General features: G+C 61.8%; 14 protein-coding genes. 11 read left to right on the top strand and 3 right to left on the bottom strand.

Translation table 11 applies throughout. The features are described from left to right. Positions 1-163: 163 nt before the first annotated feature. From BTN82_RS05830 to BTN82_RS05810, 5 genes are read left to right on the top strand one after another with little or no spacing between them, the layout of a single operon-like run. Positions 164-946 carry a transporter substrate-binding domain-containing protein gene (locus BTN82_RS05830; protein ID WP_075118210.1) on the top strand — a complete coding sequence of 261 codons (783 nt, stop codon included), beginning with the start codon at positions 164-166 and terminating at the stop codon, positions 944-946. A 56-nt stretch (positions 947-1,002) separates the two neighbouring features. Further along, positions 1,003-1,731 (top strand): ABC transporter permease, encoded by a 729-nt coding sequence (locus BTN82_RS05825; RefSeq protein WP_075118209.1) that lies wholly within the window; start codon positions 1,003-1,005, stop codon positions 1,729-1,731. Then, the gene (locus BTN82_RS05820; RefSeq protein ID WP_075118208.1) at positions 1,728-2,438 is read left to right on the top strand and encodes an ABC transporter permease; all 711 of its coding nucleotides are present in this window, start codon (positions 1,728-1,730) and stop codon (positions 2,436-2,438) included. Before BTN82_RS05825 ends, BTN82_RS05820 begins: the two co-directional genes overlap by 4 nt. 18 nt (positions 2,439-2,456) lie before the next feature. After that, positions 2,457-3,575, top strand: coding sequence for a succinylglutamate desuccinylase/aspartoacylase family protein (locus BTN82_RS05815; protein WP_075118207.1), 1,119 nt, complete (start codon positions 2,457-2,459; stop codon positions 3,573-3,575). 11 nt (positions 3,576-3,586) lie between these two features. Beyond that, entirely contained in the window at positions 3,587-4,351 is a 765-nt protein-coding gene (locus BTN82_RS05810) for an ABC transporter ATP-binding protein (RefSeq protein WP_075118429.1), read from the top strand. A 76-nt stretch (positions 4,352-4,427) separates the two neighbouring features. Here the strand turns inward: BTN82_RS05810 and BTN82_RS05805 are convergent, their stop codons facing one another. Both BTN82_RS05805 and dcd read right to left on the bottom strand, forming a co-directional pair. After that, positions 4,428-4,634 carry a hypothetical protein gene (locus BTN82_RS05805; protein ID WP_075118206.1) on the bottom strand — a complete coding sequence of 69 codons (207 nt, stop codon included), beginning with the start codon at positions 4,632-4,634 and terminating at the stop codon, positions 4,428-4,430. A 103-nt stretch (positions 4,635-4,737) separates the two neighbouring features. Further along, complete coding sequence (gene dcd, locus BTN82_RS05800; RefSeq protein ID WP_075118205.1) at positions 4,738-5,304, bottom strand: dCTP deaminase; 567 nt, start codon at positions 5,302-5,304, stop codon at positions 4,738-4,740. Between the two features lie 352 nt (positions 5,305-5,656). Between dcd and BTN82_RS05795 the strand changes: the two genes are divergently transcribed. Then, positions 5,657-5,866 (top strand): cold-shock protein, encoded by a 210-nt coding sequence (locus BTN82_RS05795; RefSeq protein ID WP_002554837.1) that lies wholly within the window; start codon positions 5,657-5,659, stop codon positions 5,864-5,866. 124 nt (positions 5,867-5,990) lie between these two features. After that, positions 5,991-7,406: a toxin-antitoxin system YwqK family antitoxin gene (locus BTN82_RS05790; protein WP_075118204.1), complete on the top strand. Its 1,416-nt coding sequence runs from the start codon at positions 5,991-5,993 to the stop codon at positions 7,404-7,406. A gap of 78 nt (positions 7,407-7,484) precedes the next feature. On the opposite strand, the gene BTN82_RS05785 is transcribed toward BTN82_RS05790, so the two are convergent. Beyond that, positions 7,485-8,492 carry a DUF481 domain-containing protein gene (locus BTN82_RS05785; protein WP_075118203.1) on the bottom strand — a complete coding sequence of 336 codons (1,008 nt, stop codon included), beginning with the start codon at positions 8,490-8,492 and terminating at the stop codon, positions 7,485-7,487. Between the two features lie 163 nt (positions 8,493-8,655). Here BTN82_RS05785 and BTN82_RS05780 point away from each other — a divergent pair, with 163 nt between their 5' ends. The 4 genes from BTN82_RS05780 to BTN82_RS05765 all read left to right on the top strand — a co-directional run bounded on the left by BTN82_RS05780 (position 8,656) and on the right by BTN82_RS05765 (position 13,434). Continuing rightward, positions 8,656-9,009, top strand: a complete 354-nt coding sequence (locus BTN82_RS05780) for an MGMT family protein (protein ID WP_075118202.1) — start codon at positions 8,656-8,658, stop codon at positions 9,007-9,009. Between the two features lie 44 nt (positions 9,010-9,053). After that, positions 9,054-10,619 carry an AmpG family muropeptide MFS transporter gene (locus tag BTN82_RS05775; RefSeq protein ID WP_075118201.1) on the top strand — a complete coding sequence of 522 codons (1,566 nt, stop codon included), beginning with the start codon at positions 9,054-9,056 and terminating at the stop codon, positions 10,617-10,619. Positions 10,620-10,747: 128 nt separating this feature from the next. After that, positions 10,748-12,463, top strand: a complete 1,716-nt coding sequence (locus BTN82_RS05770) for a proline--tRNA ligase (protein ID WP_075118200.1) — start codon at positions 10,748-10,750, stop codon at positions 12,461-12,463. A gap of 17 nt (positions 12,464-12,480) precedes the next feature. After that, positions 12,481-13,434, top strand: coding sequence for a hypothetical protein (locus BTN82_RS05765; RefSeq protein ID WP_075118199.1), 954 nt, complete (start codon positions 12,481-12,483; stop codon positions 13,432-13,434).

Raw genomic sequence — 13,434 nt, 5'->3', positions numbered from 1 at the left:
CCTTTTCAGGGCAGGGCCGGCCCATGACGCGCGCGTGCACCACCTTTTAAAACACCTGTTCGGGACTCTGGTTCGGAAATTGCTACTTTCATTGAGTCTGACGCTTTGCAGTAACAGTACTAATGCGCCACGAGCGCTCATATTGGTTTCCAGGGATTTAATAATGAAAAAAGCATTGCTGACCCTTTCTGCACTGGCTCTCTGCATGGCCGCCGGCTCGGCGCTGGCCAAGGAATACAAGGAACTGCGCTTCGGCGTCGACCCGTCCTACGCACCGTTTGAATCCAAGGCCGCCGACGGCAGCCTGGTCGGCTTCGACATCGACCTGGGCAATGCCATCTGTGCCGAACTGAAGGTCAAGTGCAAATGGGTCGAAAGCGATTTCGACGGCATGATCCCGGGCCTCAAGGCCAATAAATTCGACGGCGTGATCTCGTCCATGACCGTCACCCCGGCCCGCGAGAAAGTCATCGACTTCTCCAGCGAGCTGTTCTCCGGCCCGACCTCCCTGGTGTTCAAGAAAGGCTCCGGCCTGAGCGAAGACACCGCCTCGCTCAAGGGCAAGACCGTCGGCTACGAGCAGGGCACCATCCAGGAAGCCTACGCCAAGGCCGTGCTGGACAAGGCCGGGGTAAAAACCCAGGCCTACCAGAACCAGGACCAGGTGTATGCCGACCTGATTTCCGGGCGTCTCGATGCCTCGATCCAGGACATGCTGCAAGCCGAGCTGGGCTTCCTGAAGTCGCCGCAAGGCGCCGACTACGAAGTGAGCAAGCCGGTGGACAGCCCTCTGCTGCCAGCGAAGACAGCTGTCGGTATCTCGAAAGGTAACATAGAGCTCAAGGCGCTTCTGGATAAAGGTATCAAAGCGTTACACGATGATGGCACCTACGCCACCATTCAGAAAAAGCACTTTGGCGATCTGAATCTCTACAGCGGTAAATAAGCGCCTGGCGCCCATCCTCGATGGGCGCCTTTTTGATCGCCACAGGTCTCTGATTTATGTTCGAAGAACTTTTGCAAACCCTTGGGCTTTCCGCCTTCAGCCTCAAGGGGTTCGGTCCGTTGCTGCTGGAAGGCACCTGGATGACCATCAAACTCTCGGTCCTGTCGCTGCTCCTGAGCGTCTTGCTCGGCCTGATCGGCGCCAGCGCCAAACTCTCCCGGATCGGCCTGGTGCGCCTGCCCGCCCAGCTCTACACCACGCTGATCCGCGGCGTGCCGGACCTGGTGCTGATGCTGCTGATCTTCTACAGCCTGCAAACCTGGCTGACGTCCTTCACCAATTTCATGGAATGGGAATACATCGAGATCGACCCATTCAGCGCCGGGGTGATCACCCTGGGCTTCATTTACGGGGCGTATTTCACCGAAACCTTCCGGGGCGCGATCCTCGCCGTGCCGCGCGGCCAGATCGAAGCCGCCACCGCCTACGGCCTCAAGCGCGGCCAGCGCTTTCGCTTCGTGGTGTTCCCGCAGATGATGCGCTTCGCCCTGCCGGGTATCGGCAATAACTGGATGGTGATGCTCAAGGCCACCGCGCTGGTCTCGATCATCGGCCTGGCCGACCTGGTCAAGGCCGCCCAGGATGCCGGCAAGAGCACCTACCAGCTGTTCTACTTCCTGGTGCTGGCAGCCTTGATCTACCTGGTCATCACCAGCGCGTCCAACGTGGTCCTGCGCTGGCTCGAACGCCACTATGCCGCGGGCTCGCGGGAGGCCGTGCGATGATCGAGCTCCTGCAGGAATACTGGCGCCCCTTCCTCTATAGCGACGGCTACAACATCACGGGCCTGGCCATGACGATGTGGCTGCTCAGCGCCTCGATCTGCATCGGCTTCCTGGTGTCGATCCCGCTGTCCATCGCCCGCGTCTCGCCCAAGCGCTACATCCGCTGGCCGGTGCAGTTCTACACCTACCTGTTTCGCGGTACGCCGCTCTATATCCAGCTGTTGATCTGCTACACCGGGATCTACAGCATCGCGGCAATCCGCGCCCAGCCGGTGCTCGACGCGTTCTTTCGCGACGCCATGAACTGCACCATCCTGGCCTTCGCGCTGAACACCTGCGCCTACACCACGGAGATTTTCGCCGGGGCGATCCGCAGCATGGCCCACGGCGAGGTCGAGGCGGCCAAGGCCTACGGCCTCAGCGGCTGGAAGCTGTACGCCTATGTGATCATGCCGTCGGCCCTGCGCCGCTCGCTGCCCTACTACAGCAACGAAGTGATCCTGATGCTGCACTCGACCACCGTGGCCTTCACCGCGACCATCCCGGATGTGCTGAAAGTCGCCCGCGACGCCAACTCGGCGACCTTCATGACCTTCGAGTCCTTCGGCATCGCCGCACTGATCTATCTCACCGTGACCTTCGCGCTGGTCGGCCTGTTCCGTCTCGCCGAACGCCGCTGGCTGGCCTTCCTCGGGCCAACCCACTGACAAGGCAAACCCTCACCCATGCGCCACCAGACCCATGATCTGCTCGCCCCCGTACCGGGGACCGCGCGCCAGATCCACAGTTTTCACTTCGGCCCCGAGCAGGCCGAAGGCAAGATCTACATCCAGTCGTCGCTGCACGCCGACGAACTGCCGGGCATGCTTGTGGCCTGGCACCTCAAGGCACGCCTGGCGCAGCTGGAAACCCAGGGCCGCCTGCGCAGCGAGATTGTCCTGGTGCCAGTGGCCAACCCGGTCGGCCTGGAACAGGTGCTGATGGATGTACCGCTGGGCCGCTACGAGCTGGAAAGCGGGCAGAATTTCAATCGCTGGTTCCTCGATCTCGGCGACGAGGTCGGCAACGACGTCGAAGGCCAGTTGAACGACGACCCGCGGCACAACCGCGAGCTGATCCGCGCCAGCCTGCGCAAGGCCCTGGCGCAGCAGACCGCTGGCACCCAGCTGCAATCCCAACGCCTTGCCCTGCAGCGCCTGGCCTGCGACGCCGACATGGTGCTGGACCTGCATTGCGACTTCGAAGCCGTGGCCCATCTGTACACCACGCCCGAGGCCTGGCCGCAGGTCGAGCCGCTGGCCCGCTATATCGGCTCCGAGGCCAGCCTGCTGGCCACCGACTCCGGCGGCCAGTCGTTCGACGAATGCTTCACCCTGCTCTGGTGGCAATTGCAGCAGCGCTTCGGCGAGCGGTTCGCCATTCCCCAGGGCAGCTTCTCGGTCACCGTCGAACTGCGCGGCCAGGGCGACGTCAACCATGGCCTGGCCAGCCTCGATTGCCAGGCATTGGTGGATTACCTGACCCATTTCGGCGCCATTACCGGCGAGGCTCCGGCCTTGCCCGAACTGCCCTACCCGGCGACGCCATTGGCCGGCGTCGAACCGGTGAGCACGCCCGTGGGCGGCCTGCTGGTCTTCACCGCCCTGCCGGGGGAGTACCTGGAAGCCGGGCAGCAGGTGGCCGAAGTCATCGATCCGATCAACGACAGCGTCACGCCCATTCACTGCAGCGGCGCCGGCCTGCTCTACGCCCGCTCGCTGCGCCGCATGGCCACGGCCGGCATGGTGGTCGCCCATGTCGCCGGCCGCGAAGCCTATCGCAGCGGTTACCTACTTTCGCCTTGAGGATGCATGCCATGTACAAACTGACCATTGAAGGCCTGCATAAATGCTACGGCGACAATGAAGTGCTCAAAGGTGTTTCGCTCAAGGCGAAGACCGGCGACGTGATCAGCCTGATCGGCGCCAGCGGCTCGGGCAAGAGTACCTTCCTGCGCTGCATCAACTTCCTCGAGACCCCGGACGACGGCGCCATGAGCCTGGACGGCCAGCAGATCCGCATGGTCAGCGACCGCCACGGCATGCACGTGGCCGACGCCGACGAACTGCAACGGATCCGCACCCGCCTGGCCATGGTGTTCCAGCACTTCAACCTGTGGAGCCACATGACCGTGCTGGAAAACATCACCATGGCGCCGCGCCGGGTGCTTGGCGTCAGCAAGCACGAAGCCGAGGAGCGCGCCCGGCGCTACCTGGACAAGGTCGGCCTGCCCGCCCGCGTGGCCGGCCAGTACCCGGCCTTTCTCTCCGGCGGCCAGCAACAGCGGGTGGCGATTGCCCGCGCCCTGGCGATGGAACCGGAAGTCATGTTGTTCGACGAACCCACCTCGGCCCTCGACCCGGAGCTGGTGGGCGAAGTGCTCAAGGTGATCCAGGGCCTGGCCGAGGAAGGCCGGACCATGATCATGGTCACCCATGAAATGAGTTTCGCGCGCAAGGTCTCGAGCCAGGTGCTGTTTTTGCACAAGGGCCTGGTGGAAGAGGAAGGCGCGCCCGAAGAGGTGCTGGGCAATCCGAAGAGCGAGCGCTTGCAGCAGTTTCTCAGCGGCAACCTGAAGTAAGCCCCGCCGCCAGACGAAGGCCAGCCCGCCGGAACCTTACAGGTCCCGGCGGGCTTTTTCATGGGTTAGGTATCGTTCAGGCGACGGGAGCGGGAGGAGGCTCGTCCGGCAGGGTCGGTTCGCCAGGTTCCGTCGGCTCGGTGGGTTGCGGGTAGTCCGGGTCGGGTTGACCGGGAATTCCCCCCGCGACGCTGGGGTGCGCCAGCAATGACCAGGCCAGGACGCCGACCTGATTGGGCTCAAGCCTGGCAAGGGTGGCGCTTATAAGCGGATCGATCTTCATGGGGCACTCCTGAGCAAAGCACGGTCCGCATTGCGCAAACCGGGGCAGTCCTCTGGTTAGAGTGCCTGCCCGCCAAGGAATTCCCGCTATTGGTCAGATGGCATCAGGTACGCGGCAGGGTCACGCCACGCTGGCCCTGGTATTTGCCGCCACGGTCCTTGTAGGACACTTCGCACTCTTCGTCGGACTCCAGGAACAGCATCTGCGCCACGCCTTCGTTGGCGTAGATCTTCGCCGGCAGGGTGGTGGTGTTGGAGAACTCCAGGGTCACGTGGCCTTCCCACTCAGGCTCGAGCGGCGTGACGTTGACGATGATGCCGCAGCGGGCATAGGTGCTCTTGCCCAGGCAGATGGTCAGCACATTGCGCGGAATACGGAAGTACTCGACGGTGCGGGCCAGGGCGAAGGAGTTGGGCGGAATGATGCAGACGTCGCTCTTGACGTCGACAAAGCTGCCGGCATCGAAGTTTTTCGGATCGACGGTCGCCGAGTTGATGTTGGTGAACACCTTGAACTCATCGGCGCAGCGCACATCGTAGCCGTAGCTCGAGACACCGAAGGAAATCAGCCGCTCCGCGCCTTCGCCACGCATCTGGCGCTCCACGAAAGGCTCGATCATGCCGTGCTCTTGCGCCATGCGGCGAATCCACTTGTCCGATTTGATGCTCATGGCGGGTGTCCTGAAATAGCGAGGTGGAAAAATTCTGTCCGGCATCTTACCGGGGTGCGCCCGCGGGTTCAAAGTCTGGGCCGCTTTTCTCGCTGCAAGCCGCATGACCTGTGGGCTGGAGACCATGTGCAACACCGCCAGTCACTAAAAGCGCGAATCCTTCGCAAAGAACATTGGCAGGTTCCGGAAAAAGGGTTAAGGTGGCGCCACTGTGCTGCTTGTGTCACTGAGAATCTCTACACGATGTTGAATTTCGATCCAACCATCTCCAAGAATTTTTCCTGCTCTTTGCACTCAGTCTCGGCCAGGGCTTTTCCTGAGTCGCAGTTAACTTTGTCCAAGGAGATACACCATGTCTAATCGCCAAACCGGTACCGTTAAGTGGTTCAACGATGAAAAAGGCTTCGGCTTCATCACTCCACAATCCGGTGACGACCTGTTCGTACACTTCAAAGCTATCCAATCCGACGGCTTCAAAAGCCTGAAAGAAGGCCAACAGGTTTCTTTCATCGCTACCCGCGGTCAGAAAGGCATGCAAGCTGAAGAAGTTCAAGTTATCTAACTTGTACTGAAACAGTAAAAAAGCCCCGCCCTCAAAGCGGGGCTTTTTTGTGCCCGGGTGTTTTTGCCCGCGGCACCTACGCACTATGATCCGCCCCCTCGGACAACAACATGGAAACAGCAGGATGCCGTTCAAACACTGGAAGTTCTTGAGCGTCGCGGCTCTCGCGCTCGCTGCCCCTCTCGCGCTCGGCGCAGCCCCTCTCCCCGCCCACCCTACGGTCATCGTCAGTATGGACAGCGGCGCCAGCTACATCGCCATGGACGCCAAACAACAGCCCCAACTGCACCACGCGGTTCTGCTGGAGCTCTCCAGCGCCCACCGTTGCGGGAGCAACGAGGTTTACCTCACACCTGAATCCATCGGCGTTCCCAGCGAGTCGTTTGGCCAGGTCCTGGAGGAGGTCCAGCAACTGATCGACGACCAGACCCCACTCCTGCTGACGCTGTCGCAGTGCGAAGGAAAGCGGGCCTTTTTCGAACAGGTTCGGCCCTGCACCGCCCAGGAATGCGCTGAACTCACGGCCTCCCTGGTCGACGGCAAACTCTACCTCGACGAACACTACGCTCCGACAGGCAAAGGCCAGGCCTCGTACTTCCTGGCCATGCCAATGCCTTACGACAAGCAGCAGAAAGCCTGGAGCGCGAAAGTCTTCTATGTCGAATCAGCCACCCTGCGCCGGGACTATTTCGTCAGCGCCGAGGATTTCGTTTCGGGCAAGGCCGTGCACGCCTCGAAAACCTATTACCCGGATGGCCAGGTCGGCCAGAGTGTTCGCTATGACCCCGACGGCAAACGCCAGGGCGAGGCCCTGACCTACTCTGAAAGCGGTGTCGTCGTCGAACGCTCCAACTACCAGGACGATCTTCTTGAAGGCTGGCAAACCACCTACCACGACAATGGAAAGGTCGCCGAGTCCTACAACTGGCACCAGGACAAACGCGTCGACGGCGAATACCTGGAATACGACGAGAACGGCAAGCTGGTTGGCCGAATCACTTACCGCGCCAATCTACCGGACGGCCCGATAACCAGTTACTACCCGGATGGCCGAATCAAGGACAGCGGGCAGTTCGTTGCGGGCAAGAAAGTCGGCCCCAGCCCGACCTACTACCCGGACGGCACGCTGGAAAGCACGACCGATTACGTCGACAACCAACCCCAGGGCTGGCAAGTCCAGTACCACCCCAACGGGAAGGTGAAACAGAAACAGTTCAACGACGAACACGGCACCCAGCGCAGCTACGCCACCTGGAACGAACAGGGCGTGCAAACGCTGCAATGGCAATGGGACGAACAGCACCGCGAGCAGGGCGACTTCAAGGAGTGGTACGACAACGGCACGCTCAAGGACCACAAGGTCTACAAGGACGCGAAACTCGAAGGCCCGGCCATGACTTGGTATGAAAATGGCCAGATGGAATCATCCACCGACTATATCGATGGCAAAGAGCAAGGCTGGATGCGCCTCTGGAACCAGGACGGCAGCCCGCAAAGCGCCTGCCAGTATCAGGCAGGCGTTCGAGCGTCCTGCAGCTGAACCCTATAGAACGCGGCCGACCGACCCACTGCTCCCCGGCCGTCAAAACGGCCCCGCACGCCCATACTGCACAAAACCTTACCAGGTCACGCCAAAGCCCGCGGTGTAGCGGGTCTTGTTGAGGTCGCTGTCCTTGGTGCCGCTGATGATGTCGCGCTCGGCCTTGAGGTTGAGCGAGGCCCAGTCCGTGACCTTGTAGCGCAGGCCGACCTCGGCATCCAGGGCGTAGTTGGCGACATCGGAAAGCGGCTTGCCTATCTCGCCATTGGTAAACAGCTCCACCCGCTTGCCAATCAGGTAACGGTTGTAGTCCCACTTCATGGCCAGGGAATAGAAGTTGTCCATGCCGCCGTCCTTGTATTCATAGTCCGTGCGGTTCAACAGCGAGCCCAGGGAGAACGCGCCCAATTCATCATCCCAGAACTGATAACCCGGACCGGTACCCACCACGCGCTGGCGTGCCAGCTCCTCGACCTTGTCGCGCTTGTAATTCAGCCGGCCCTGCCAGAACCATTTATCGGTCAGGAAGCGGTCCAGCGCGTACTCGGCACGCCAGTTGTCGGTGGTCACCACATCATTCTGGAATTCGCGGTTGTACTCGCCTTCCGCCGTGTGCCGCCACTTGCCATGGCGGGCCGAGGTCTTGAAGTTGACGTCGTAGTCATCGGTGTCCTTGTCCGCCCGCTGATAATCCAGCGCCACGTCGACATTGCCCTTCCACACCAGGTCCTCGAGCACCGGCTTGGGCTTCATGATCTGCTGGATACTCGCCAACTCGACGGTCTTCGGCGCCTCGCCGTTGGCCAGTGTGACCTTGCCGTCCTCCGCGGCATGCAGGGCCTTGGCCTTTTCGCCGGTATAGGCATCCTGCTTGACCAGCAACTCCTGATCGCTTTCCAGGGTCTTGACCTGTTTCCAGTCGATCGGAATGGCTCCGGCATACTCGGTCTGGATCAGTAATTTGCCACCATCGAAGACTTTGATCTTGCCGCTCAGGCGGTCGCCGTTCTTCAACCAGACGGTATCGGCGAGCAAAGGGGTGGAGGCACTGAAAACGGCAAGGCATAGCAGGGTTCTGGACAACATAAACAGATACAGGGCTCGAGTTCGCGAAAAAACCGGCATTATCCACATCGATAACGCATCAGGTAGGACTGACTCGACTATCTATAGTGAGTTCAATTTCTCTAGCGTTGATAAACCCTTTGTCCTACAGGCTGTTTACAGGCCCTCGCCAGGAAACCCGAATGTGACCGAAGCGCTCGATACCCAGCAAAGTCCCGCCGAAATCCGACGCACGGCGCTCTACCTGACCCTCGCCCAGGTTCCCGAAGGCAAGGTGGTCAGTTACGGGCAGCTGGCGGAAATGGCCGGCCTGGGGCGCGCCGCCCGCTGGGTGGGACGCACCCTCAGCCAGTTGCCCGCCGACACCTCTTTGCCCTGGCACCGCGTACTCGGCGCGGGTGGCCGCATCAGCCTGCCCGTGGGCAGCCCGTCGGGCGACGAGCAGCGCGCGCGGCTACGCACCGAAGGTGTCTCGATCCTGAACAATCGTGTGGATATTCAGCGCCATGGCTGGCGTCCGGTAGAGCACAGCGGTTAGAGTGCGCGCTTTGTTTCCGTAATTCTTGAGGCAGACTCCAGCCCATGCCCCGTAAAACCTGGCGCGCCGCGCTCGCCGCCTATGCCAGCCCCTCGACGCTCGTGCTGTTGCTGCTTGGTTTCGCTGCCGGCCTGCCCTACATGCTGGTGTTTTCTACACTTTCCGTCTGGTTGCGCGAAGCTGGCGTGGCCCGCGAAACCATTGGCTATGCCAGCCTGATCGGCCTGGCCTATGCGTTCAAATGGGTCTGGTCGCCCTTGCTCGACCAATGGCGCCTGCCGCTGCTGGGCAAACTCGGACGCCGCCGTTCCTGGCTGGTCCTATCGCAATCGCTGGTGATCCTCGGGCTGATTGGCATGGGGTTCTGCGATCCGCAAAAACATCTGTCCTGGCTGATCGCCATTGCCGTTGTCGTCGCCTTCGCTTCGGCCACCCAGGACATCGCAGTGGATGCCTACCGCCTGGAAATCGCTGAAGACAGCCGCCAGGCAGCCCTTGCCGCCAGCTACATGTCCGGCTATCGCGTTGCCGCCCTGCTGGCCACTGCCGGCGCGCTGTTCTTCGCCGAAGGCTTCGGCTCCACCGGTTTCAGTTACAAGCACTCGGCCTGGACCGGCACCTACGTGCTGTTCGGCGTGCTGATGATCCCCGCCTTGCTGACCACCCTGTTCATGCGCGAGCCGCCGGTGCCGTTGCGCACCCAGCTCTCGGCCGGACGCTACAGCTTCGTGCATCAGCTGGCCTCGGTGTTCGTACTCATCGTGCTGCTGGTCTCCGTGCCGGCGATGTTCACCCAGCTGTACAACACCGACTTCGCCAGCGTGCTGTTCGAGGGTGTCAGCCTGCTGGACCTGCTGCTGGAAGACCGGGCGTTCCTGCGCGCCATTCTCTACATCATCCTGACGTCGCTGTGCCTGTCGGCCATGGGTCGCCGCGGCCTGGCCCCGGTGCTGACGCCGGTCAACGACTTCATCCTGCGCTATCGCTGGCAAGCCTTGCTGCTGCTGGGCCTGATCGCCACCTATCGGATGTCGGACACGGTAATGGGCGTGATGGCCAACGTGTTCTACATCGACCAGGGCTTCACCAAGGACCAGATCGCCAGCGTCAGCAAGATTTTCGGCCTGATCATGACCCTGGTCGGCGCCGGCATGGGTGGCCTGCTGATCGTGCGCTTCGGCATCCTGCCGATCCTGTTCATCGGCGGCGCCACTTCCGCCGCCACCAACCTGCTGTTCCTGATGCTCGCCGACATGGGCCCCAACCTGAAAATGCTGGTGGTGACCATTTCCCTCGACAACTTCAGCTCGGGGCTGGCCACCTCGGCGTTCGTCGCCTACCTGTCGAGCCTGACCAACCTGAAGTTCTCGGCGACCCAGTACGCCCTGCTCAGCTCGATCATGCTGCTGTTGCCGCGCCTGATCGGCGGTTACTCGGGAGTCATGGTGGAAAAGTTCGGCTATCACGACTTCTTCATGATCACCGCCCTGCTCGGCGTACCGACCCTGATCCTGATCGCCCTGCACTGGTTCCAGGAAAGCCGTCGCGCCGAGCCGCCGGCCAAGCCTGAAACCACGCCGCCCGCCGCGGCCGTCAGCGAAGAACCCTAGGAAACACCGGGGCACGCCGGCATTCGCCCGCCGCCCCGGCCCGCCCCGGCCGCAATCCTGTACGCCAGCGGATCTCGCCCGTACAATGCTCCGTCATTTCCAGTCTCAGCAACCGACAACGGCCTACCATGCGCACCAGTCAATTTTTGCTCGCCACACAGAAAGAAACACCTTCCGATGCGGTCGTGATCAGCCATCAGCTGATGTTGCGCGCCGGCATGATCCGCAAACTGGCCTCGGGCCTGTACACCTGGCTCCCGATGGGCCTGCGGGTCATGCGCAAGGTCGAAGCCATCGTTCGTGAAGAAATGAACGCCGCCGGCTCGCTGGAAGTGTTGATGCCGAGCACGCAACCGGCTGAGCTGTGGCAGGAATCCGGTCGCTGGGAAGAATACGGCCCTGAATTGCTGCGCTTCAAGGATCGCCACGGTCGCGATTTCTGCGCCGGCCCGACCCACGAGGAAGTGATCACTGATCTGGCCCGCAACGAGCTGAGCAGCTACAAGCAGCTGCCGATCAACATGTACCAGATCCAGACCAAGTTCCGCGATGAAATCCGTCCACGCTTCGGCCTGATGCGCGGTCGCGAGTTCATCATGAAGGACGCCTATTCCTTCCACGCCGACCAGGCGTCGCTGCAGGTCACCTACGATCGCATGCACGAAGCCTACTGCAACGTGTTCAGCCGCCTGGGCCTGAAATTCCGCCCGGTGGAAGCGGACAACGGCTCCATCGGCGGCGCCGGTTCCCATGAGTTCCATGTATTGGCCGAGTCCGGCGAAGACGACATCGTGTTCAGCAACGGCTCCGACTACGCGGCGAACATCGAGAAAGCCGAAGCCGTGCCTCGCGAAACCTCGCGCCCGGCGCCGAGCGAAGCCCTGCGCCTGGTCGACACCCCTGACGCGAAAACCATCGCGCAGCTGGTGGAAGGTTATGGCTTGCCAATCGAAAAGACCGTCAAGACCCTGGTGGTGCATGCCGAGGAAGCCGGCAAGCTGATCGCCCTGATCGTCCGCGGCGACCACGAACTGAACGAAATCAAGGCCGCCAACCAGCCTGGCGTCGGCAGCCCGCTGGTCATGGCCTCGGAAACCGAGTTGCGCGACGCCATCGGCGCCGGTGCCGGTTCCCTGGGCCCGCTGAACCTGCCGCTGCCGATCATCGTCGACCGCTCGGTCGCCCTGATGAGCGACTTCGGCATCGGCGCGAACGTCGATGACAAGCACTATTTCGGCTTCAACTGGGAACGCGACATGCCGGTCCCGACCGTGGCCGACCTGCGCAACGTGGTCAGCGGCGACCCAAGCCCGGACGGCAAGGGCACCCTGGAAATCAAGCGCGGCATCGAAGTCGGGCACATCTTCCAGCTGGGCAACAAGTACAGCAAGGCGATGAAGTGCGAAGTACTGGGCGAGAACGGCAAGCCGGTGACCCTGGAAATGGGTTGCTACGGCATCGGCGTATCCCGCGTGGTGGCCGCGGCCATCGAGCAGAACAACGACGCCAACGGCATCATCTGGAGCGACACCCTGGCCCCGTTCCAGATCGCCCTGGTACCGCTGCGCTATGAAACCGAGCAAGTTCGCGAAGCCACCGACAAGCTGTACGCGGAACTCACCGCCGCCGGCTTCGAAGTGCTGCTGGACGACCGCGACAAGAAAACCAGCCCGGGCATCAAATTCGCGGACATGGAGCTGATCGGCATTCCACACCGGATCGTGGTCAGCGACCGCGGCCTCGCCGAAGGCAACCTGGAATACAAGAGCCGTACCGAAGCCGAGGCGCAAGCGCTGCCGGTGGCTGACGTGCTGTCCTTCCTCCAAGCCCGTATCCGTCGCTGAAACCAGATAGAGAAGTCATGTTCGAGCGAAACACCTTAAGCTTCGGGGGCGCCGCCTTGTGCGGCGCCCTGTTGCTCAGCGGCTGTGCCAACCAGATGTCGCAACGCAGCGAACACGAGGAACGTGTCGAGCGCAAATTGCTCGATCACAGCCTGCAGATCGATGTCGGCGAGCCTAAGGTGCTTGAGCTGCCGCAACGCCGGGTACGCATCCACGAGCAGAAGACCTTCGAAGTCACCGAATTCGAAGTCACGCGTCGTTACGATCGCTACACGCCCTATCAACCCTGGCGGGAACTCTACGAGATTCCGCTGGGCGCGGTAGCCGTGGTTGCCGGGGTCGGCGCCAATGTGGTCAACGTGTTTGCCCTGGGCAACCTGCCGGACAGCGTCACCAAGGACTGGATCAGCTACGGCGTGGCGGGGCTCAACCCGTTCATGAACGTACCGTCCCATGGCCGCGCGCAGCAGAACCTGGCGGGCATCGATGAAGTCCAGCGCGACAAGCGCGTGGAGTATTCGAGCCTGCCCTGGAGCGAACGCCCGGTGCAGGTCAAGGCCGGCAAGGAAACCCATGAGCTGAGCACCGACCGTAACGGCGTCCTGCGCCTGAATCTGTTGGACAGCCCGTTTTCCGAGCAGGACCTGAACCACGTCGGCAAACTGCAGATCAGCGTCACCGACGCCCAGGACGATGTGCATTCCGACTCGTCGCTGGCCATCAGTGGCACCCTGCGCGGCAAGCTGCTCGAAGCGCACAACCTGATCTACGACGACCTCGAAGACGACGAAGTGAGCCAGTGGGTACACCGGGTCAAGCGTCTCTCCGAGCTGGGCCTGGAAGAAGAAGCCAGCGAACTGGAACAGAGCCTGATCGAGCTGACCCGCAACGATCCGGAGCTGCAAAGCGAGTTTCTCAAGTCGCTGACCAAGAACGCCGGCCGCCTGGTCGCCGACCCTGGCGCCAATTGA

Origin of the sequence: Pseudomonas chlororaphis, from assembly GCF_001921865.1 — a bacterium.
In the GTDB taxonomy this organism is placed as follows: domain Bacteria; phylum Pseudomonadota; class Gammaproteobacteria; order Pseudomonadales; family Pseudomonadaceae; genus Aquipseudomonas; species Aquipseudomonas chlororaphis_D.
The sequence above is the reverse complement of the archived record's forward strand: the minus strand, read 5'-3'. Positions and strand labels throughout refer to the sequence as shown.

Coding starts and splice junctions, on each gene's coding strand:
- BTN82_RS05830 (WP_075118210.1), top strand. CDS start 164: ATGAAAAAAGCATTGCTGACCCTTTCTGCACTGGCTCTCTGCATGGCC.
- BTN82_RS05825 (WP_075118209.1), top strand. CDS start 1,003: ATGTTCGAAGAACTTTTGCAAACCCTTGGGCTTTCCGCCTTCAGCCTC.
- BTN82_RS05820 (WP_075118208.1), top strand. CDS start 1,728: ATGATCGAGCTCCTGCAGGAATACTGGCGCCCCTTCCTCTATAGCGAC.
- BTN82_RS05815 (WP_075118207.1), top strand. CDS start 2,457: ATGCGCCACCAGACCCATGATCTGCTCGCCCCCGTACCGGGGACCGCG.
- BTN82_RS05810 (WP_075118429.1), top strand. CDS start 3,587: ATGTACAAACTGACCATTGAAGGCCTGCATAAATGCTACGGCGACAAT.
- BTN82_RS05805 (WP_075118206.1), bottom strand. CDS start 4,634: ATGAAGATCGATCCGCTTATAAGCGCCACCCTTGCCAGGCTTGAGCCC.
- dcd (WP_075118205.1), bottom strand. CDS start 5,304: ATGAGCATCAAATCGGACAAGTGGATTCGCCGCATGGCGCAAGAGCAC.
- BTN82_RS05795 (WP_002554837.1), top strand. CDS start 5,657: ATGTCTAATCGCCAAACCGGTACCGTTAAGTGGTTCAACGATGAAAAA.
- BTN82_RS05790 (WP_075118204.1), top strand. CDS start 5,991: ATGCCGTTCAAACACTGGAAGTTCTTGAGCGTCGCGGCTCTCGCGCTC.
- BTN82_RS05785 (WP_075118203.1), bottom strand. CDS start 8,492: ATGTTGTCCAGAACCCTGCTATGCCTTGCCGTTTTCAGTGCCTCCACC.
- BTN82_RS05775 (WP_075118201.1), top strand. CDS start 9,054: ATGCCCCGTAAAACCTGGCGCGCCGCGCTCGCCGCCTATGCCAGCCCC.
- BTN82_RS05770 (WP_075118200.1), top strand. CDS start 10,748: ATGCGCACCAGTCAATTTTTGCTCGCCACACAGAAAGAAACACCTTCC.
- BTN82_RS05765 (WP_075118199.1), top strand. CDS start 12,481: ATGTTCGAGCGAAACACCTTAAGCTTCGGGGGCGCCGCCTTGTGCGGC.